At 56.0% G+C, this 21,582-nt stretch carries 17 protein-coding genes; 8 read left to right on the top strand and 9 right to left on the bottom strand.

Features of this window, described 5'->3' with window-relative positions:
• The first annotated feature begins 1 nt into the window (after position 1).
• From A37O_RS0100630 to A37O_RS0100640, 3 genes are all read left to right on the top strand, one after another.
• Entirely contained in the window at positions 2-787 is a 786-nt protein-coding gene (locus tag A37O_RS0100630) for an ABC transporter permease (RefSeq protein ID WP_018295555.1), read from the top strand.
• An 81-nt stretch (positions 788-868) separates the two neighbouring features.
• Positions 869-1,891, top strand: a complete 1,023-nt coding sequence (locus tag A37O_RS0100635; protein WP_018295556.1) for a COX15/CtaA family protein — start codon at positions 869-871, stop codon at positions 1,889-1,891.
• A 30-nt stretch (positions 1,892-1,921) separates the two neighbouring features.
• Positions 1,922-2,890, top strand: a complete 969-nt coding sequence (locus A37O_RS0100640) for a quinone oxidoreductase family protein (protein ID WP_026196012.1) — start codon at positions 1,922-1,924, stop codon at positions 2,888-2,890.
• Positions 2,891-3,017: 127 nt separating this feature from the next.
• Here A37O_RS0100640 and A37O_RS0100645 read toward each other — a convergent pair whose 3' ends face one another.
• Positions 3,018-3,959 carry a heme o synthase gene (locus A37O_RS0100645; RefSeq protein ID WP_018295558.1) on the bottom strand — a complete coding sequence of 314 codons (942 nt, stop codon included), beginning with the start codon at positions 3,957-3,959 and terminating at the stop codon, positions 3,018-3,020.
• 441 nt (positions 3,960-4,400) lie between these two features.
• On the opposite strand from A37O_RS0100645, the gene tkt reads away from it, so the two are divergent.
• The 5 genes from tkt to pgl all read left to right on the top strand — a co-directional run bounded on the left by tkt (position 4,401) and on the right by pgl (position 10,973).
• A complete protein-coding gene (gene tkt, locus A37O_RS0100650; RefSeq protein WP_018295559.1) occupies positions 4,401-6,494 on the top strand; it encodes a transketolase in 2,094 nt (697 codons plus the stop codon).
• A gap of 32 nt (positions 6,495-6,526) precedes the next feature.
• The gene (gene tal / locus A37O_RS0100655; RefSeq protein WP_018295560.1) at positions 6,527-7,606 is read left to right on the top strand and encodes a transaldolase; all 1,080 of its coding nucleotides are present in this window, start codon (positions 6,527-6,529) and stop codon (positions 7,604-7,606) included.
• Positions 7,607-7,729: 123 nt separating this feature from the next.
• Positions 7,730-9,268, top strand: coding sequence for a glucose-6-phosphate dehydrogenase (zwf, locus tag A37O_RS0100660; RefSeq protein ID WP_018295561.1), 1,539 nt, complete (start codon positions 7,730-7,732; stop codon positions 9,266-9,268).
• Between the two features lie 30 nt (positions 9,269-9,298).
• Positions 9,299-10,228, top strand: coding sequence for a glucose-6-phosphate dehydrogenase assembly protein OpcA (locus A37O_RS0100665; protein ID WP_018295562.1), 930 nt, complete (start codon positions 9,299-9,301; stop codon positions 10,226-10,228).
• Between the two features lie 19 nt (positions 10,229-10,247).
• Complete coding sequence (gene pgl, locus A37O_RS0100670) at positions 10,248-10,973, top strand: 6-phosphogluconolactonase (RefSeq protein WP_018295563.1); 726 nt, start codon at positions 10,248-10,250, stop codon at positions 10,971-10,973.
• 88 nt (positions 10,974-11,061) lie between these two features.
• Here the strand turns inward: pgl and solA are convergent, their stop codons facing one another.
• From solA to gap, 8 genes are all read right to left on the bottom strand, one after another.
• Positions 11,062-12,225 carry an N-methyl-L-tryptophan oxidase gene (gene solA / locus A37O_RS0100675; RefSeq protein WP_018295564.1) on the bottom strand — a complete coding sequence of 388 codons (1,164 nt, stop codon included), beginning with the start codon at positions 12,223-12,225 and terminating at the stop codon, positions 11,062-11,064.
• 23 nt (positions 12,226-12,248) lie between these two features.
• Positions 12,249-13,397 carry an ornithine cyclodeaminase family protein gene (locus tag A37O_RS0100680; protein ID WP_018295565.1) on the bottom strand — a complete coding sequence of 383 codons (1,149 nt, stop codon included), beginning with the start codon at positions 13,395-13,397 and terminating at the stop codon, positions 12,249-12,251.
• Positions 13,398-13,400: 3 nt separating this feature from the next.
• Entirely contained in the window at positions 13,401-14,744 is a 1,344-nt protein-coding gene (locus A37O_RS0100685; RefSeq protein ID WP_026196014.1) for an ammonium transporter, read from the bottom strand.
• 226 nt (positions 14,745-14,970) lie between these two features.
• Complete coding sequence (gene secG, locus A37O_RS0100690) at positions 14,971-15,204, bottom strand: preprotein translocase subunit SecG (RefSeq protein WP_018295567.1); 234 nt, start codon at positions 15,202-15,204, stop codon at positions 14,971-14,973.
• A 78-nt stretch (positions 15,205-15,282) separates the two neighbouring features.
• The gene (gene ppc / locus A37O_RS0100695) at positions 15,283-18,057 is read right to left on the bottom strand and encodes a phosphoenolpyruvate carboxylase (protein ID WP_018295568.1); all 2,775 of its coding nucleotides are present in this window, start codon (positions 18,055-18,057) and stop codon (positions 15,283-15,285) included.
• A gap of 147 nt (positions 18,058-18,204) precedes the next feature.
• Complete coding sequence (gene tpiA, locus A37O_RS0100700) at positions 18,205-18,987, bottom strand: triose-phosphate isomerase (RefSeq protein WP_018295569.1); 783 nt, start codon at positions 18,985-18,987, stop codon at positions 18,205-18,207.
• Between the two features lie 46 nt (positions 18,988-19,033).
• Entirely contained in the window at positions 19,034-20,251 is a 1,218-nt protein-coding gene (locus A37O_RS0100705; protein WP_018295570.1) for a phosphoglycerate kinase, read from the bottom strand.
• Positions 20,252-20,404: 153 nt separating this feature from the next.
• Positions 20,405-21,415, bottom strand: coding sequence for a type I glyceraldehyde-3-phosphate dehydrogenase (gene gap, locus A37O_RS0100710; RefSeq protein ID WP_018295571.1), 1,011 nt, complete (start codon positions 21,413-21,415; stop codon positions 20,405-20,407).
• Positions 21,416-21,582 lie beyond the last annotated feature (167 nt).

Here is a 21,582-nt window from a genome sequence, read left to right on the forward strand (position 1 = left end):
CATGAACAATAACGAAGTTGTATCCATCAGCGACCTTGCTCCGGGCACCTTTAGCCCACGCCCAAAGCGCGCACCGGCGTGGAAAATGGCGTTGTCGCAGGGACGCATTGAATCCAAGTTGATGCTGCGCCACGGCGAACAAATCCTGTTGAATATCATCATCCCCGTCGCGGTCCTCCTAGCTGCGGCGCTGCTGCCAGTACTGGGTGAAACCCATCTGGACAATATCGTCCCGATGGTCTTTGCGATTGCCGCAACAAGCGCGGGGTTTACCGGGCAAGCCATCTCATTGGCCTTTGATCGCCGCTATGGAGCACTCAAGCGCACCGGCGCCTCCGGGGTGCCGGCGTGGACGATCATCGTAGGCAAGATCATTGGTGTGCTCACGATGACGTTGGTGCAATTGCTCATCATTGGTGCCGTCGCCCTCGCGTTGGGGTGGCGTGTCAGCATCGGTGGTGCGGTTCTCGGCATCATCGCGCTGGTCGTAGGGACCATCGTGTTCACCTCACTCGGCCTGTTCATGGGTGGTACCTTCCGCTCCGAAATTGTGCTCGGCCTGGCGAATCTGATTTGGCTAATTTTGGTCGGCATCGTGGGCTACGTGGCCTATACCGGCGATATATCTCACCCGGGAGCGTGGTTGCTCGTACCTTCAGTCGCGCTGACATCCGCTCTGATTTCGGCCTTCTCGGGGACCATTAATTTCATCGCCTGGGCGTTCCTCCTCGGCTGGGCCGCTGTGGGCACCCTCGCTGCGATCAAGTGGTTCCGCTTCGATGGATAAAGTACCTGCAGAATACTGTTTCTATACAGCACATACGATAAGCTTCCCTCATACCAAAGTTTGATCGGAAAAGGATCTACATTGTCTGTCAGCACCCAATCAGCACCCGGATCGCAGTCCCGCAGCAAGGACGATCACCCCGCCTATAACGGTGTCGGTCCCTCGGTGCGCCTCCAGCGGATCCTCGCTCTCATCCTCCTGATTGCCCAAGGCGGAATTACCGTTACCGGCTCCATCGTTCGCGTCACCGGGTCAGGTCTGGGCTGTAATACTTGGCCGAATTGCCACGAAGGGTCGCTGGTTCCGGTCGAAGGTGCGGCCCCGCTGCTCCACCAGATCATCGAGTTCGGCAACCGCCTGCTCACCTTTGTGGTGGCAGCTTGTGCGCTCGCGGTCTTTATCGCGGTCGTCCGCGCTAAGCGTCGCAAGGAAATCAAGCTGTACGCATTGTTCTCCGGCCTTGGCATCATCGCCCAGGCAGTTATTGGCGGTATCTCCGTGCTGGTCGATCTGCACTGGTGGGCCGTGGCCGTGCACTTCCTGCCATCAATGATCTTGGTCTGGATTGCTGCACTATTGTTCATGCGTATTAATGAGCCCGACCAGGCTCCCAAGGTTCGTCGCTTTCCTCAGAGCATTCGCACCTGGACCGTCATCGCTGCAGTTGCGTTGTCTTTCGTTCTAATGACAGGCACCATGGTCACCGGCTCCGGTCCGCACTCCGGTGATGCAGGAGTGGGCATGGAGGGTCGCCTCGACCTTGATACCGAGATGCTCGCATATGTTCACGCAGCCTGCATGTATGTCTACCTCTTTGCCACCTTGGTGGTCGTGGTGATGCTGTGGCGCCAGCACGCACCGAAGGATGCCAAGCGAACAGCCATTGTTCTGGTCGTGCTGATCCTGATCCAGTGGGCAATCGGTGTCACTCAGTTCTACTTGGGTGTGCCTCGCTGGACCGTCCCAATGCACATTGCAATGTCCTCGTTTGTTGTCGCGTTCTCCGCCTTCCTCTACGCCCATGGGCTGCGTCGCACCTTTGATGCCAACGATAAAGTTCCATCGCTACCGTCTGAAAAGGACTCTGCGCCAGTTTCTACATAACAACCGGTGGAATTCGGTAGCCTGGAAATCATGAAAGCTATCCAGATTGCCGAATACGGTGGCCCCGAGGTACTCAACTACACCGAGGTCCCAGAGCCGCTTCCCAATGCCGACCAGGTCCTCGTTGAGGTCACCGTGGCCGGCATTAATTACATCGACACCTATTACCGCGAGGGTATCTACCACTCAGCACTGCCGTTTATCGCAGGTGAAGAAGGCTGCGGCCGCGTCATCAATGACCCCAAAGGGGAAATCGCGGAGGGAACCGTTGTGGCCTGGATGTCCGCGCTAGGTTCCTATGCGGAGCAAGTGGCTGTACCACGCAATCGCCTCGTAGCGGTGCCTGAAGGCATCGACCATGAGGTGGCGGCCTCCATGCTCTTGCAGGGCACGACAGCCCACTATCTCGTTCACGGCGTGCACGAGACCAAGGAAGGTGATTCCATTCTGCTCACCGCTGGCGCAGGCGGTGTCGGCTTGCTGGTCACGCAGATGGCGCGCGAAGTGGGTGCCGCTGTCTACTCCGTAGTTTCTACTGATGAAAAAGAAAAGCTGGCATACGATGCCGGCGCCACCGAGGTCTTCCGCTACGGCGAGAACCTCGCAGAGGTAGTGCGTCGTCGCAATGGCGGGCACGGTGTCGATGTCGTCCTCGACGGCGTGGGCAAAGACACCTTCAATGAGTCTCTGGAGGCCGTTCGCCCCCGTGGGCTCGTCGTCCTGTTCGGTGCAGCCTCTGGTCCTGTCGAGCCCATCGATCCGCAGCTGCTGAACAAACACGGTTCGATCTACCTCACTCGCCCATCTCTCGGGGCGTACACCGCCACTGACGACGAGTTCAGGCTGCGCGCCCAAGCAGTCGTCCGCGGTGTCGAAGAAGGCAAGCTCAAGTTCCGCGTGGGCCAATCCTATCCGTTGTCGGAGGCCCGCCATGCGCACCAGGATCTTCACGACCGGAAGACCACGGGATCCATCGTGCTGCGCGTCAAAGAGGACTAACCACAGTCCCTGTTGCTCTCGGCACCGTAAAGCAGCCAAAAGGAGCGCGCCCCGCGATGATGACATCGCAGGGCGCGCTTTTTCTATTTATCTGCAGAGTACAGGCACAAACACTAGAGCCTAAAACCTAGAACAAGGTGAGGTTCCAGCCGAGCATCTCGGACAGCGTGGACCAACCGAGCACGGCATCGATCGACAGGCCGATGAACAGCACCGCTAGGTAATTGTTCGACAAAATGAAGAGCTTGAGCGGCTTGACGTTCTCGCCGGCTTTCACACCGTTGTGCAGACGAGTTGCCATCACCAGGAAGACGACACCTGAAGCGATCGAGACGACGAGGTAGATCCACGAGGTTGCAGGAATGAGCAGGAAGGACGTGATGACGGTCAACCACGAGTAGATCAGGATCTGCTTCGTCGTCTCAACTGGCGAAGCAATCACAGGCAGCATTGGCACTTCTGCCTTCGCGTAGTCATCGCGGTACTTCATAGCCAGCGCCCAGGTATGAGGTGGCGTCCAGAAGAAGATGATCATAAACATGACAATTGCTTGCCACCACTGATCAGGAGTTCCGTCGTTGACGTTGTCGCGGATGGCAGCCCAGCCAACCAAGACTGGCATACAGCCTGCAGCGCCGCCCCAAATGACGTTTTGCCAGGTCCGACGCTTCAGCCACTTCGTGTACACGAAGATGTAGAAGAAGTTGGTCAGAATAATAAAGAATGAGGCCAGCCAGGAGTTACAGATAAATCCGAGCCAGAGCACACTGGCAATGAGCAGCACCCATGCGAACACTGATGCGCTCTTCTTGGTGACCTTTTCCCGCACAAGTGGCCGTGCACGGGTTCGCCCCATCTTCTGATCAATGTCATAGTCGGCGACCATATTGAATGTGTTCGCCGCAGCAGCGCCCATCCAACCGCCAACAAGAACAGCCAAAATGAGCCATACCTCTGACCAATCCAGCCCACCGCGGTTTGCTTGCAGCATCGCGGGAATGGCTGCCACCAGGAGGAGTTCGATGACCCTAGGCTTCGTCAGCGCAAAATAGGCCTTGATCGTCTCCAAGAATTACTCCTCATACTCTTTCACGCCACAAACATGCGACGCTCGTACCGCTGATAGCGGATTCGTCTAGGTATCTAGTCGGATGTGGTCTCGACAAAGTTCCCGGACCTTTTTATCCACCGGCCAATGCTACCCGTAGTCGGGACTGACAGACCAATCACACGCCATTTTCGCGTTCGCTTGACGACGAAGAACCCGCGTCGATCCAAGCTGGTAATTTGGAGGCAAGAGGCGTATCTAAATTCCCACGCCAGATACTACCAATTCTGGGTGGGAAAGCATTACGATAAGCACTAGACGTGATTTTTCGCAGCTTCGATTCTTCGTTGTCGTGTCCAAAATCACTCTTTGTAGCTCATTCTTTGCGATAATGGCGCTTTGGATACTCGAATAAACTGACTAAGTGAGGCTTTTGTGACTCTGTCCCCTGAACTTCAGGCCATGACCGTTCGTCGTTACCCTGATGATTGGTCCGAGAACGATACCCGTGCCATCGACACTGCTCGCGTGTTGGCCGCGGATGCTGTTCAGAACTGCGGCTCTGGTCACCCTGGTACTGCGATGTCCCTGGCGCCGTTGGCCTACACGTTGTACCAGCGCGTGATGAACGTAGACCCTAACGATAAGAACTGGGTCGGCCGCGACCGCTTCGTCCTTTCCAACGGTCACGCATCGCTCACCCAGTACGTTCAGCTCTACCTCGGTGGCTTCGGGCTCGAAATCGAAGATCTCAAGGCGTTGCGTACGTGGGGCGCAAAGACCCCTGGACACCCTGAGTACAACCACACCGATCACGTCGAAATCACCACCGGCCCTCTCGGACAAGGCCTGGCTTCTGCCGTAGGCATGGCCATGGCTGCTCGTCGTGAACGTGGCCTGTTTGACCCTGCAGCTCCTGCAGGCGAGTCTCCATTTGATCATCACATTTACGTCATCGCTGGCGATGGCTGCCTCCAGGAAGGCGTTACCTCTGAGGCTTCTTCCCTCGCTGCTACCCAGCAGCTCGGCAACCTCATCCTGTTCTGGGATGACAACCGCATCTCCATCGAGGATGACACCCAGATCGCGTTTACCGAAGATGTGATGAAGCGTTATGAGGCATATGGCTGGCAGACTCTTGAGGTGGAATCCGGCGAAGATGTCGTCGCGCTCCTCGATGCTGTGGAAGAAGCTAAGGCTGACACCGCGCGCCCAACCATCATCCGTGTCAAGACGGTCATCGGTTACCCTGCACCAACCTTGATGAACACTGGTGCTGCTCACGGTGCCGCTCTTGGTGATGAAGAAGTAGCTGCTGTGAAGAAGGAGCTGGACTTCGATCCAGAGGTCAACTTCCCAGTCGAAGACGAAGTCATCACTCATTCCCGCAGCCTGCGCGACCGCGGCGCTGAAAAGCACGCTGAGTGGCAGAAGAAGTTTGACGCATGGGCTGAGCAGAACCCAGAAAACAAGGCTCTCTTCGATCGTCTCTCGGCACGCGAGCTTCCTGAGAACTGGGACGCAGAGCTGCCAACCTGGGAGCCAGACGCCAAGGGTGTTGCTACTCGTAAGGCATCCGAAGGCGTGCTGCAGGCACTGGGCAAGACTCTTCCTGAACTGTGGGGTGGCTCCGCCGACCTGGCAGGTTCCAACAACACTATCATCAAGGGCGAGCCTTCCTTCGGCCCAGAGTCCATCTCCACCAACGCCTTCACCGCCGAGCCTTATGGTCGCAACCTGCACTTCGGCATCCGCGAGCACGCCATGGGCGCAATCATGAACGGCATTGCGTTGCACGGCCCAACCCGTATTTACGGCGGAACCTTCCTGATCTTCTCGGAGTACCTCTACCCTGCTATCCGCGTGGGCGCTCTTTCCGGGGTCGACAACTACTATGTCTTCACCCACGACTCCATCGGTCTCGGCGAAGACGGCCCAACCCACCAACCAGTTGAGACTCTCGCAGCACTGCGTGCCATCCCGGACCTGGCAGTGATCCGCCCAGCTGATGCAAACGAGACCACCGCGGCTTGGGCTGCTGCCCTCGAAGGCAAGGCTCAGCCAAAGGCACTCGCACTGACCCGCCAGAACATTCCAGTTCTGGAGGGCACCAAGGAGAAGGCGCGCGAGGGTCTCAAGCGCGGCGCCTACGTTTTGGTCGAGTCCTCCAAGGAAACCCCAGACGTCATCCTGCTGGGCTCCGGCTCCGAGGTACAGTACGCCGTCGAGGCAGCAAAGAAGCTCGAGTCCGAGGGCGTAGCAACCCGCGTCGTCTCCGTCCCTTCCATGGATTGGTTCCTCGAGCAGGATCAGTCCTACATTGACGAGGTTCTTCCTCCTACAGTCGGCGCGCGCGTTTCCGTCGAAGCCGGCGTTTCGATGCCATGGCATCGCTTTACCGGTAGCTTCGGCGAGAACGTTTCCATTGAGCACTTCGGTGCATCCGCACCGGGCGCTGAGCTCTTCGAGCGTTTCGGATTCACCGCCGACGCGGTGTACGAAGCAGCGCAGAAGTCGCTGAACAAAGTTAACACTCACACCACATCTGACAACTAATTATTCGCACATCCTTTGAAAGGGAGCTTTACATGACTCATATCGATGATCTAGCAAGCTTGGGCACTTCTACTTGGTTGGATGATCTTTCTCGTGAACGCATCACGTCAGGGAACCTGGAAGAAGTTAAGGCTTCCAAGTCCATCGTCGGCGTGACCACTAACCCAGCCATTTTCGCTTCTGCAATGTCTAAGGGCGATTCCTATGACTCTCAGATCGCCGAGCTAAAGGAGCAGGGCGCTGCGGTCGATGACGCCGTGTACGCGATGTCGATTCAAGACGTGCAGGACGCCTGCGACATCTTCGCTGACGTATACAAGTCCACCAATGGTGAAGACGGTCGCGTCTCCATCGAGGTTGATCCTCGGATCTCGGACGATCACGCTGCCACTATCGCGCAGGCCCGTGAACTATGGAATAAGGTCGATCGCGAAAACGTGATGATCAAGATCCCAGCCACTGACGAGTCCCTCCCTGCTTTCTCGGATGCACTTGCCGAGGGCATTTCGGTAAACGTCACTCTGATCTTCTCCGTTGAGCGCTACAAGCAGGTCATTGCCGCGTACAAGGAAGGCATTAACCGTGCTTACGAGGCTGGCGTAGATGTTTCCAAGATTCGTTCCGTGGCGTCCTTCTTCGTGTCCCGCATGGACAGCGAAGTTGACAAGCGCCTCGACGTCATCGGCACCGACGCTGCAAAAGCACTTAAGGGCAAGGCAGGCATCGCGAACGCGCGCCTCGCCTACCAGGTCTTCCTTAACGAGTTCGCTGGAGAGCTACCCACCGGTGCGCACAAGCAGCGCCCCCTCTGGGCTTCCACGGGCGTGAAGAACCCTGAGTACCCAGAAGACATGTACGTCGTCGAGCTGGCCGGCCCGAACACAGTCAATACCATGCCAGAAAAGACCATCGACGCGGCCCTCGCAGGTGACGGTCTCCGTGGAGATACCCTCACCGGTACCAGCGACGAGGCACAACAAGTCTTCGACCAGCTCGAGGCTGTGGGCATTGACCTCGCTGATGTCGTAGCAGTTCTCGAGCGCGAAGGCGTAGAGAAGTTCGTCGACGCGTGGCAGGAACTGCTTAACTCCATGGCAACTCGCCTGAAGTAAGCCAAGCCGATACTCGTTAGTACACCGTTGTAGAGCCGAAGCCCGGGAACCAACCTCCTTGTTAATGGTCCCGGGCGTTCGTACTTAACAAACATTTAATGTTTTGAATCCGAAAGGTTTTTAATGGCCGAAAATAGCAACACTTGGGTTAATCCTTTACGCGACCCGCTAGATAAACGTCTGCCACGCATTGCTGGTCCTTCGGGCATGGTTATTTTCGGCGTCACCGGCGATCTAGCGCACAAGAAGCTACTCCCAGCTATCTACGATCTGGCGAACCGTGGACTTTTACCCGCAGGTTTTACCTTGGTCGGTTTTGGTCGTCGTGAATGGTCGAAGCAAGATTTCGAAGCCTACGTCAGAGATGCTGTCGAAGCGGGCGCACGCACGCGCTTCCAAGAGCACGTGTGGCAGCGACTCTCCGAGGGCATGCAGTTTGTCACCGGAGCATTTAACGACGATGCCTCTTTCGACAAGTTAGCCGCCACCTTGGCAGAAGCTGATGAGTTCCGCGGAACGGGCGGAAACTGGGCGTATTACTTGTCCATCCCGCCTTCAAACTTTGCCGACGTAGTCAACCAGCTTGAGCGCACTGGCCTAGCCGAGGCACCGGAGAACTCTTGGCGCCGCGTGATCATTGAGAAGCCTTTTGGAGATAACCTCGAATCGGCACACGAGCTGAACGCCATTGTCAATCGTGTTTTCCCTGAGTCCTCGGTCTACCGCATTGACCATTACTTGGGTAAAGAAACCGTGCAGAATATTCTCGCGCTGCGTTTTTCCAATCAGCTGTTCGAGCCGTTGTGGAATGCAAACAATATCGACCACGTACAAATCACCATGGCCGAAGACATCGGCCTTGGTGGTCGCGCTGGTTATTATGACGGGATTGGTGCGGCCCGTGATGTGATCCAAAACCACCTCATCCAGCTGCTCGCGCTCGTGGCCATGGAAGAGCCTCTGAACTTCTCGCCTCGCTCCCTTCGCGCGGAGAAACTCAAGGTGCTTCGTGCAACCACCCCGGTGGAGCCGTTAAGCAAGACCACAGCCCGCGGCCAGTACACCGCTGGCTGGCAAGGCTCGAAGAAGGTCCCAGGCCTGCGTGATGAAGAGGGCTTCGACCCCAATTCCACGACCGAGACTTTCGCTGCCTGTACGCTGAAGATCAATTCTCGCCGTTGGGCTGGAGTGCCATTCTACCTGCGCACGGGTAAGAGATTAGGCCGACGTGTGACCGAGATTGCACTCGTTTTCAAGGAGGCCCCGTACCAGCCTTTCGACGAAGGTCAAACAGGCTCGCTGGGCAACAATGCTGTAGTCATCCGCATCCAGCCGGATGAGGGTGTCTTGATGCGCTTTGGATCCAAAGTCCCGGGTTCCACCATGGAAGTACGCGACGTAAACATGGACTTCTCCTATTCGGAAGCGTTTACCGAGGAATCCCCCGAGGCTTACGAGCGCTTGATCCTCGACGCTTTGTTGGAAGACACCAGCCTCTTCCCCACGAACGCCGAGGTGGAGCGGAGCTGGGAAATCCTGGATCCGATCATCGAACATTGGCACAGCAATGGACGCCCCGATGAATACGAAGCAGGTACGTGGGGGCCGCAGTCAGCCGATGACATGCTTGCAAAAGACGGAAGGGTCTGGCGTCGCCCTTAGGGCGACGTGAGGTTGAAAGGACACCACTGAATGATTATTTCTCTACCCAATACCAGCACTTCACAGATCTCTAAGACTCTGCTGCAAGCCCAGGAAAACTACTCTCTGGCAACCGGACGCGTTCTTACATTGATCGTAGTTGCCCGCGAGGAGGACGACGTGGATACTCTCCTCGACGTCGTCCGCGACGCGTCACACGAGCACCCTTCCCGCGTGCTATTTTTGGTTTCGGGATCGAAGAAGCGGGAGACATCGATGGATGCTGAGGCTATCCTCGCCGCTGACGCGGGCGCTTCCGAAATCGTCGTGTTGCGTTTGTATGGTGAGCTCACGGAGCAGTTGGCTTCCGTTGTGACTCCCCTGTTGTTGCCTGATACTCCGATTGTGGCGTGGTGGCCTACCACTGCGCCTTCGCACCCGAGCGAGCACCCGATTGGCAAGATCGCGCAACGTCGCATCACAAACGCGCGCTACAGTGTATCCGGCAACGCTCTCCTGCGTCTGTCCAATGGTTACACTCCTGGCGATTCGGACATGATTTGGTCACGGATCACGCCGTGGCGTGGCATCGTCGCTTCGGCGATTGATCGCCACCCGCATGAAGAGATCGAAGCAGCGGAAATTCTCGGACCTGCGGACAACCCGAGCGTGGATATCGCTGCCGGTTGGTTGGCCGAAAGGCTGAAAATCAATGTGCAGCGGAAAAGTTTCGCTCCCGGCGAGGAAGATAAGAAGACTCTATTTTCGATCCGTTCGGTGGTCTTGCACCGCGCTTCCGGACCTGTGATCGTGCGCGTCAAGGACGAGCAGACCATGTGTCTGGAGCTTCCGAACCAGCCTGACTCCTTGGTCGCCACGAATATTCGCACAGATGCGGAGTGTCTCGCTGAGGAGCTGCGCCACCTCGACCCCGACGTAGCATACGAGCGTGCCCTTAAAGGGTTAGCTCACGTCCATTAATTCAGTACAGGAGCATTTTATGGTTACGGTTTCCAAGGTCCCCGATCTTGTTTCACTTATCGACGAGGCCGCCACGCGGTTCGTCGATACTGTTTCGGCGATCCAGGCTGATTCCGCTGGTGGCGTGGGCGGCGACGGCATCGCGCGAGTCGTAGTTACCGGTGGCACGGCTGGAATCGGTTTGTTGGAAAAGTTGGCTACCGTCAACGGTGTGAATTGGTCGCAGATCTACATCTTCTTCGGCGACGAGCGCAACGTGGCAGTCTCCCATCCAGATTCCAACGAAGGCCAAGCGCGTGCAGCGCTGTTTGATCATGTAGAAATCCCTGACGAGCACATCTTTGGCTATGGTCTAGGAACTGCTGATCTTGAGCAGGCGTCGGCTGACTACGAGCAGTTAATCGTCGAAAAGGCCCCGCAGGGCTTCGACATCCATCTGCTGGGCATGGGCTACGAGGGCCATATTAATTCTTTGTTCCCTCACTCCTCAGCTGTTGCCGAAAACGAGCGCCTCGTTGTTGCGGTGACGGATTCTCCGAAGCCACCATCCGAACGCTCCACTTTGACTCTTCCTGCTGTTTCTCGTGCTCAGCGGGTATGGCTTCTGGTCAATGGTGAGGATAAGGCGGAGGCAGCTGGGCGCGTAGCGCACGGCGCCGACTCCGCGGAATGGCCCGCGGCTGGTGCCCACGGTGTTCAGGAGACTATCTTGTTTGTTTCTGAAAGCGCCGCCACTCAGATCTAAATCCGCACAATCACAGTACAATCAACAAGGGCCTTGCGACGAAAACGTCGCAAGGCCCTTGTTGATTGAGAGCTTGGAATTCTTCCACCTAGCCCATCATTGTGGCGTGGATCGGTGTGTGCTTAGCGATGGAGAACTCTTCGCTATACAGCGGGTTAGCAGCTTGAGTAGCTAGCTTGACCGCTAGCTCGCCGTAGGCCGGGGCAAGCTTGAATCCGTGACCGGATCCGCCAGTCAGCACCACCACGTTGCCAACTGCGTCAATGATCGGCGCCTTGCTCGCGGTGTACGTGTCGTAGTGCACGCTATACCGGTTCGGTTCGGGTCGTACTCCTGGGAATAGCTCATGGACTTTTCTTCCGAATTCGGACACTGCGTCACGGTTCACTCGCGGATCTTCGTCTTCTATATGGGGATCAACGGGAACTCCCCACAGATCAAGCCCCGCGATTTTCACGCTATATCCATCGACGCACGGAGCACCGAAGATATGGAAGTCATCCCTGTCGCGGATGAAGCATGGCATGCGTTTGGGCTGGAAATCCGCAAGGTTTTCTGGCTGGAACCACGTGAGAAGTAGTCGGCGGACTTCAATGAGTTCGGCAATCTCAGGCACCAACTCATTGCTCCACGCACCACAGGTGACAATCACCTTGTCTACCTCAAGATCGCCTTCCGGTGAATGGATCACTACCTGGTCGTGATTATGGGTAATGCCTAAGATCTTGTGGTGCTCATAAACCTGCGCACCATTTCGGGTGGCAAGCTCGATTGCACTGAGCACTGAGCTTTCGGGGCGCAGAGCCCCGCCTTGGAGATCCAACACGCCTGCTTCATCGTCTTGAAAATCCATTGCGGGATACCGCGTTCGCATCTGTTCAGCATTCAGGCGCTCGTGCGGAAGGTCATATTGCTGGACCGACTCGATGAGACGTTGGAAAGCTGGCTCCTGCTCACGTCCGGTGGACAACACCCCAAAATTGTGAAGGAGGATTCGACCCGATAGAGCCCCGAGCTCGGTCCACAGTTCCTTCGACCGTTGTAGCAACGGTACGTAGGTTGCTCCTTCATGGTAAGCGGTGCGGAACAGTCTGGATTCCCCGGTGTAGGCACCATAACCGTGTCCGATTCCGAACTGCTCAATCCCGATCGCGTCAACGCCAGGCGTTCGACTGAGCTGCCACAATGCCATTGAACCGGTTGATCCGAGCCCGATGACGGCGATTTTCTTCCTCAAGTTCATGATGCTCATGCTCTCCTAGTTAGTGTGTTGTGTTACGCCAACCGTGGTGATTCCCACAAGTTTAGTGATGTCCCAATTCCCTTGTCTAGGGCATTCTCATAGATTTGTGTGGCCCAAGCCACATCTTCCACTGGCATTCCTCCCACGGAGTAGAGGAAAATCTCTGAATCGTCGTTCCTCCCCTGAACGTTCCCACTGCAAATGTCGCCGATCTGTTGAATCTTGTCTCGCTCCAGCTCTCCGGATCGAACCATGTCATGCCAATGCGTTCCTGGGATGCCGAGCAACTGGTATGCATTTGTGCCGTACTCCTCGGCCCACGCATCATAGAGACCCATGTAATCCACAACGAGTCGTACTTCCCCTTGCAAGAAATCGTCGTCAAAGCGAGCCGCAGCAGGCAAGAGTAGTGTCGCGCCAGGTTTGATCCATGACTTTTTGAAAAAGGGGAATGCTTCGGAGCCGGCAGCATCCGTGGTGGTCGCCGCGACGACGATGTCTGCGTCTTTGGTCGCCTCTTCCACCGAGTCAACAGCGATGACCTCCACTTCTGGAAATTTTTCCAGTGCCCAGGTAGCAAACTTTGTGACACCGCGTTCACTTCGCCCCTTGATTTTGATGGTTGTGATGCCTGGTCTCAGAGCAAGACAAGCTTCAGTTGTGGTCCTTCCCATGACCCCGGGGCCAATCACCGCAAGTGTTGTGGCGCTTTCTCGGGCAAATAGTTTCACTCCGACACCTGGCACCGCGCCCGTTCGGTAGGCCGACAGCAGATTCGCCGACATAATGGATTTCGGAGCACCAGTGACCGTGTCATTGAGCACAAAGGTGTGAATCGAGCGAGGAAGTCCGGCCATGCGATTCTCTGCGTTCGAGCCGTACCACTTCACTCCCGTGTTGTTGAAGCGGCCGCCCAGATAGGCCGGCATGGCCATAAAACGGCGATCGGGGCCGTCCTTTGGCATTCCCGCGAACTGGGGTTCTTCCGGAAAGGTAATCATGGCACCGTGAGAGTTGGAATCAAGTCCGGCCATTTTATAGTCGCCTTGTGCAAGCAGGACCAGAGTTTCTTCCATGACATCGACGCACTGGGCGATATCGGTAACTCCTGCTGCATACATGTCTTCTTCGTTGAGAAAGAGAAAGTCGATTGCTGTTGAGGGAATTTTTGCGGTGGTCATGCGTCAGGCCTTTCGATTCTCAGGAGTATGCTCTTCACGCGGTGAGGTACCGTCGGGAAATTCTGCAGGTATGGAGTGTTCAGGGTTCTTTCGACTAGCAAACTCTTGCCCATTTGGACTGAGTTGATAGGCAGACTCAGCGTGTTCGGAACGATCAATTCCGCTATCTTCAGCGTTGGGTTCGATGCGGATACCCATTGTCTTTTTCATCAAGGTCGCGATTATCCACGTCACCGTAAAGGCATAGACAATGGTGACCAGTACTGCGAGTGGCTCCCTCCACAGCAGCGACGCATCTCCGCCCCGCAGGACCCCAGCGATTCCTGCTGGTGCCGACGCGTCGCCTAAAAGCATCACGTAAAAGACACCCGCGATTCCCGCCATTCCGTGCACCGCGAACACGTCCACGGTGTCGTCGATACGATGCTTGCGCTTCCAGGTGATGGCCCACGCTGCAACCGCTGCTCCGAGGAAGCCGGTTAACAAAGCGCCGATCGGACTGACTGCATCGGCGGCTGGAGTAACGGCAACCAGTCCCGCGATGATGCCTGTTGCCAGGCCAAGGAGGGTGGAATGTCCGTACCGGATCCTCTCCACCACTACGAAGCCAAGCATGCCACCGGCAGCGGCGAGCAAAGAGGTCACAACCACATAGCTTGCAAGGAAGTTGGCACCCCCTGCTGTCCCGCCGTTGAACCCGAACCAGCCAACCATGATCAAACCTGCACCAAGCAACGTCAGGGGCAAGTTGTGAGGCCGCATCGAAGTGTTATGCCGAGGCCCAAGGACCAAAGCAAGAGCTAATCCAGTCGCGCCGGCATTCATATGGATGGCGGTGCCTCCTGCGAAGTCATGGAACCCGAGGACGTTGACCATCCAACCTCCGACAATGCCGGCTTCTTCGTCGTCGAATGCAAACACCCAGTGAGCCAGCGGCGAGTAGACGAAAGTGAGCCACAGGACACCGAAGATGAGCCAAGCGCCGAACTTCATCCGCCCAATTGCGCCGGAAGCCGCAAGAGCAAGAGAGATCGCTGCGAAAAGGATATAGAATCCTGCCCACATCATCCCTCCTGCCCCATCGTCCTCCATGACGGAGCGAAAGCCTGCGTATTCAAGTGGATTACCGATGATGCCGAGCCCACCGAGGGAATTTCCCATCACCAAGCCGTGGCCGTAGAGCACATAGACAACGGCTGTGACAGCCAAGGAACCCATCACCATCATGAAGGTGTTGAGGACTTGATGACCGCCAATCATTCCACCATAAAGGAAAGAGAGACCTGGAAACATTAGACTGACCAGCGCAAACGCTGCCAGTATCCAGGCTAGATCTGAGGGGTCCATGCGTGTCCCTTTCGACTGAGTAGATTACGTTGAGCATTTCTAACTATTGCTCGATAGGAACTCTACAAGCGCAGTTTCTATCACTCAATAGAATGCATCTATTTGTAATCCATATCACCCTTGAGGCTGGATCAAAGCACGAAAAAGCGTACGGCCCCTTCCCGAAGGAAGGGGCCGTACGCGAGAGCCGAGGCGGTTTCACCCGCCGTCAGGCCAGAAGAGCGAACTACACGTACGCCTGAATTAAGTTCAATCCGACGATGCACGCAATCCAGACAATAGCCAGCAAGATGGTCACACGGTCAAGGTTCTTCTCCACCACTGTCGAGCCCGAGAGGTTAGACTGCATTCCTCCGCCGAACAGGCTAGACAGGCCACCGCCTTTACCCTTGTGCAGCAGCACGAAGACGGTCATCAAAATGGAGACGACAACCAAGACAATCTGAAGCGCCAATGTCATGAAGGATCGGTCCTCTTTCCTATAAAACGTGAACTTTTACAAGCTTACACCACATGCCCTGTTCTACGGCCATCGACGCTACCCGGAATTCCTTAGCGCAGTAGCCAACCCATTCATGGTCAATTGGATACCTCGAGACACGCTCGTGCGTTGATCTCCAGCGCGGTGACGACGCAGCAATTCCAACTGAATCACATTCAATGGCAGCAGGTATGGGAATCGGGACCGCACCGAACGTGCGAGGTCTGGGTTATCGGCAAGCAATTCATCACTTTGAGTGACCAAAGCGAGCATGTCCAATGTCAGCTGATATTCATCAGAGATGGTGTCATAAATTCTCGTGGCAATCTCCTCATCCTGCACCAAAGTGGAATAGCGCTTCGCAAGCCGCATCTCCACCTTGGCCATCACTTGAGCCATATTCGACATCACTGAGTTAAACCACGGCCAGTCACGGTAGAGCATCCTGAGCTCGTCGGTACGCGCGGCTTTTTCTTGCTCGTCCTGACCTGCGTCGATCCACCACGCCAAAGCCGAGCCAACGCCAAACCAACCCGGGATCGCAGCGCGAGATTGAGTCCATGCAAGCACCCACGGGATGGCGCGGAGATCGGAAACATCGCGCGTTTGTTTTCTACTCGAGGGCCGCGACCCGATGTTGAGTTCGCTGATCTCGTCGACAGGAGTCGACTGCGTAAAATACTGGATGAAACCAGGGTCTTCATGCACAAGCGCGGAGTATTTCTTTTTGCTCAACGTCGAAATCTCCCGCATCACCTCACATGCGCGGTCATGGTCGTCGAGATGATCGGCTGGAAGTAAACTCGCCTCGATTGTGGCTGACACCAACGCCTCAAGATTGCGCCTAGCGGACTGCGGATTGCCGTATTTCGCCGAGATGATCTCGCCTTGCTCGGTGATGCGCACCGATCCCCGCACGGCTCCTTCGGGTTGGGCGAGGATGGCCTCGTACGATGGCCCGCCTCCCCTGCCGACAGTTCCGCCGCGTCCGTGGAATAACCGAATCCGCACGCCTTCCTGCGTGCCTAGCTGCACCAGCCGGGTCTCCGCATCGTAAAGCGCCCAATTGGCGGCGAAATAACCGCCGTCCTTGTTTGAATCCGAGTATCCCAACATAACTTCCTGCAGGTCTCCGCGCTGACGGAGATAATCGCGATACATCGGGATATCCCACAGCGCAGCCAGGACCTGGGCACCGGCGTCAAGATCTTCAATTGTTTCAAACAATGGAATGATATCCACGCGACCTGCAAGATGGTCATTGTGCACTTGCAGGAGCCCGACCTCTTTGAGTAGCACCATCGGTTCAAGAATGTCCGAAACAGACTTTGCCATCGAGATGATCTGACGCGGCACCATTTCTGGACCAAACGCCTCCACCGCCTCAGCCGCCTGTTCAAGCAGGCGCATTTCACGCTCGGCTGTCTCGCTTAAGGTCACTTTTGCCTTCGGCATCAAGGGCCTCGGGCTCTGCAGCTCTTGCAGCAGGATCCCAATCTTCTCATCTTCTCCGAGGCCTGAGTAGTTTTCGTGCACTCTCGCCATGGCAAAGAGTTCTTCCACGATGCTTTCAAAACTTTCGGAATTCTGGCGTAAATCTATGGAGTAGAGATGAAAGCCAAAGGTAGCTACAGCGGCTCGCAGCCTAGACAGGCGGTCGTCTGCCACGATGGTGTCATGTGAAGCGCGCAAGGACGTATCGACGATATCAAGTTCAGCCTTAAACTCTTCCACACCACCATAAGGCTCGAAGACTTCATGCCATGTGCCGTCAAAAGTTTCGGAACCCAAAACGGATGCAGCTGTTGCTCGAATTCGGCCTCGAATCCCGTGCAGGGCGCGCCGATAAGGCTCATCGATTCGGCTCGGTACATTATTGTGCCCCGCCGATGCGAGGCTAACAAGCTCTACAGTGACCTCAGTCATGCGATCTGAAAGACTCAGTTCGTGTTCGAGCGCATTGAGTTGAGATTCGTAATGCTTGAACACGACTTCCGCTGCTCGACGAGTGGCATAATCCAGAGTTTCTGCCGTCACATAAGGGTTTCCATCGTGATCGCCCCCGATCCAGCTACCTGGCCTCACGAGCGCAGTGGTGATTGCCCCCGTATCGTACTTATCAGTCAATGTTTTGTGGACATCGAAATTGATCTGGGGAATCTGCTCCAGCAGGGACAGCTTATAATAGCGTAAGCCAACCTCAACTTCATCTTCGATTCTCGGGCGAGCGACACGAATCAGTGCGGTTTGCCAGAGGATCGTCATCCGCCGGCGGATATTGTGGTCGATCTCATCAACGAGCGATTTGGTACGAGCAGTCTCAGGCCGGTCGAGGATGCGGTGGCGCTCCATCATGAGGTTCGTGACGTGTTTCTGAGCGTCAAATACCGTGCGTCGGCGAGTTTCTGTCGGATGCGCCGTTAACACTGGAGAGACAAGTCCATCTCTAAACATGTCTTCGATCTCTTGCGTCGATGCAGTCGACGAGTCCAATTTTGCCCATGTTGCCTCCAAAGTGGAGTCTGGCGCTGGTTTACCCGCATCAAGATCCTTTTCCCGCTTCCACGCATCGTGAAGGTCTTCAGCCAGGTTTGCCATCAGAGCGAAGTGACTAAAAGCTCGAATAATCTGCGTAGCATCTTCCGGCGGGACGTTAGCGAACATATCCGTCAAGACAGAAAGCTCTTCGTTTCCTTTGGCGATCTCAAAGGCCGCTTGGCGGGCACCTTCGACGCGATCGAAAACTTCTTCACCCTCTTGCTCAGCAATGATCTCACCGAGAATCCGACCTAGATGGCGAATATCCTCTTGCAGGTGATCGTGGTTATCCATTAAATTCGTCATCCTTTCGCATTCTGACATTTAACCGGTATCGCGGGTATCGAAACCTTATGAATCCCTTTAGAGACACCACTGCCCCGAGTGAGGTCGACTGCGCCTCAAACTCGGGGCTGCAATGGTGCACCGAAGGTGACTGAACTAGTTCACTGCGTTTGCTGCTGCAGCGCAGAGTTTCGCGAAATCCTGACCATCGAGGGACGCGCCGCCAACCAGCCCGCCGTCGACGTCGGGCTGCGCGATGATCTCGCCAATGGTGTCAGTCTTTACTGAACCACCGTAAAGAATCCGAATTCCAGCGGCGATTTCGTCGTTGGCGATCTCACCGATCAGGCTGCGAATAGCTGCGTTGACTTCCTGCGCATCTGCTGCCGATGCGACCTTGCCGGTGCCGATCGCCCACACTGGCTCGTAAGCAATCACGGTTTTTGCAAGGTCATCCGCGGACAGGCCAGCAAGTGAGTTGCGCGTCTGCTCGACAACGTAATCCACGTGGGTGCCAGCTTCACGGATTTCGAGCGGTTCGCCGACACACACAATGGGGCTGATTCCGTTCTTGAGAGCAGCCGCAGCCTTGGCTGCGACAATCTCATCGGATTCGTTGTGGTACTGGCGGCGCTCCGAGTGACCTACTACAGCCCAGCTACAACCAAGCTTCGCCAGCATCGCGCCGGAAACGTCACCGGTGTACGCGCCTGAATCATGCTGCGAAATATCTTGAGCACCATAGGTGATCTGCAGATCGTCGCCCTCTACCAGTGTCTGGATCGAGCGGAGGTTGGTAAAGGAAACAGTCAGTGCGACATCGACCTTCTCGTAGGCTTCCTTCGGCAGAGCAAAAGCAAGCTTCTGAACCGAACCAATTGCCTGCATGTGGTCATGGTTCATCTTCCAGTTACCGGCGATAAGTGGTTTACGTGCCATGTGTAGGTCCTTTCGTAGACGTGAGCGGAGCGGAGATTATTTCGACTTAGGCATCCAAAACAGCAACGCCAGGAAGTTCCTTACCCTCGAGGAACTCGAGGGAAGCGCCACCGCCGGTGGAGATGTGGGAGAAGCCAGCCTCATCCAGGCCGAGGGTGCGAACGGACGCTGCAGAGTCGCCGCCGCCAACTACGGTGAAAGAGCCATTGTTTGCAGTTGCATCGATCATCGCCTGAGCAACTGCCTTGGTGCCCTGGGAGAAGTTAGCGAACTCGAACACGCCCATTGGGCCGTTCCAGAACACGGTCTTGGAATCAGCGATGACCTCAGCGTACTTCTCTGCAGTCTTCGGGCCGATGTCAAGAGACATCCAGCCCTCTGGCACAGCGTCGAGTTCGACTTCCTGGCGCTCTGCGTCAGCAGCGAACTCGGAAGCAGCGACTAGGTCCACTGGGAGGACAATCTTGTCGCCGAAGCGCTCGAGCAGGTCCTTGCAGGTGTCAACCATTTCTTCCTGTAGGAGAGACTTCTGGGTGTTGTAGCCCTGTGCGGTGAGGAAGGTGTAGCACATGCCGCCACCGATGACGATCTTGTCAGCCTTGCCTGCCAGAGCCTCGATCACGCCGAGCTTGTCGGAGACCTTGGATCCACCGAGGACGACAACATAAGGAGATTCAGGTGCATCCTTGACCTGTGCCAGGGTGTTCACCTCGTTCTCGACGAGTGTGCCTGCGTAGGAAGGCAGACGCTTTGCTACGTCGTAGACGGAAGTCTGTGCGCGGTGGACAACACCGAAGCCGTCGGAAACGAAAGCACCGTTGTCCGCAGCAAGTGCGACGAGCTCATCGGCGAACTCGCCACGCTCTGCCTCGTCCTTGGAGGTTTCACGAGGATCGAAACGGACGTTCTCCAGCAGCAGGATCTCACCTTCGGTCAGACCGTTTGCGCGCTCGTGCGCATCTTCACCGGTTACGTCTGCGGCAAGAGCGACATACTGACCGAGGCGCTCAGACAGTGCCTCGGCAACTGGGCTCAGGGAGTACTTTGGGTTTGGCTCGCCCTTGGGACGGCCGAGGTGGGCCATAACGATGACCTTTGCGCCACCATCAAGCAGTGCCTTCAAGGTTGGCAGGGATGCGTCGATGCGGCCGGCGTCGGTAATTTCACCAGCGTCGTTCAGTGGAACGTTGAAGTCAGAACGGACCAGGATATGGCGTCCGTCCACGCCCTCGTCGAGAAGCGCCTGTAGGTTCTTGACAGTCATGAAAACTCCTTGGGAATACTGTGATTTCTTTTGGGTAATAGGCAAACAAATAGCGGCCCACGATGTGCTTGAAACACACCCCGGGCCGCCGGATGTCAAGCTGCAATACTCAGAATTAATCGTAGCGAGTATTCAACAGCTCGGGGCGCGGAATTACAGGCGCTCTGCAACGTACTCGGTGAGACGCAGCATCTGGCAGGTGAAGCCCCACTCGTTGTCGTACCAGGAAACAACCTTGACCTGGTTGCCGTTGATGACCTTGGTCAGACCAGAGTCGAAGATGGAGCCGTGGGAATCGGTCACGATATCGGTGGATACCAGTGGATCCTCGGAGTAAGCGAATGCCTTACCGAACTCTGGGTCCGAAGCAGCTTCCTTCATCGCAGCGTTGACTTCCTCGACGGTGGTCTCCTTGTTCAGGGTCACGGTCAGGTCGGTTGCGGAACCGGTGATCACAGGAACACGCATTGCGAAACCGTCCAGCTTGCCCTTCAGGTCTGGGAGAACCAGAGCAACAGCCTTAGCTGCACCGGTGGAAGTAGGAACGATGTTCTGAGCCGCTGCGCGGGCACGACGCAGGTCGCGGTGAGGAGCATCGTGGATACGCTGGTCACCGGTGTATGCGTGAATGGTGGTCATCAGGCCGGCTTCGATGCCGAACTTATCGTTGAGGACCTTTGCCATTGGAGCCAGGCAGTTGGTGGTGCACGATGCGGAAGAGATGATGGTGTGGTTCTCAGGATCGTAATCGGTGTGGTTCACGCCCCACACGAAAGTTGCATCTTCGTTCTTCGCTGGAGCGGAGACGATAACCTTCTTTGCGCCAGCATCGATGTGAGCCTTTGCTGCGTTGGCATCGGTGAAGAAGCCGGTGGACTCGATGACGATGTCTACGTCATACTCGCCCCACTTGAGATCCTTAGGGTCGCGCTCTGCGGAAACAGCAATCTTCTTGCCGTCGACGGTGATGGAGTCCTCGTCGAATTCAACTTCCTTGCCCAGACGGCCAAGGATGGAGTCAAACTTGAGCAGATTAGCCAGGGTCTTGGTATCAGTCAGGTCGTTGACGGCAACAATCTCAAGATCGCTTTCGTACTTGAGAACTGCGCGGAAAAGGTTGCGGCCGATGCGGCCAAATCCGTTGATGCCAATGCGGGTAGTCACTGAAATTACTCCTCTGTGTTCGGGTGAGATCCGGACAAAGCACCGACAAAATGTGTTCCTAGCTGCGATGTTTGCCCAACGGTTTTCAGTTTAGCGGTGAAACTACCTTCGTGCAGAAGAGTTGGACATGAATTTCAAGTAAATGTCCGATCGTTTCCACATTTGTG

This window comes from Corynebacterium lubricantis DSM 45231, from assembly GCF_000379425.1.
In the GTDB taxonomy this organism is placed as follows: Bacteria; Actinomycetota; Actinomycetes; order Mycobacteriales; family Mycobacteriaceae; genus Corynebacterium; species Corynebacterium lubricantis.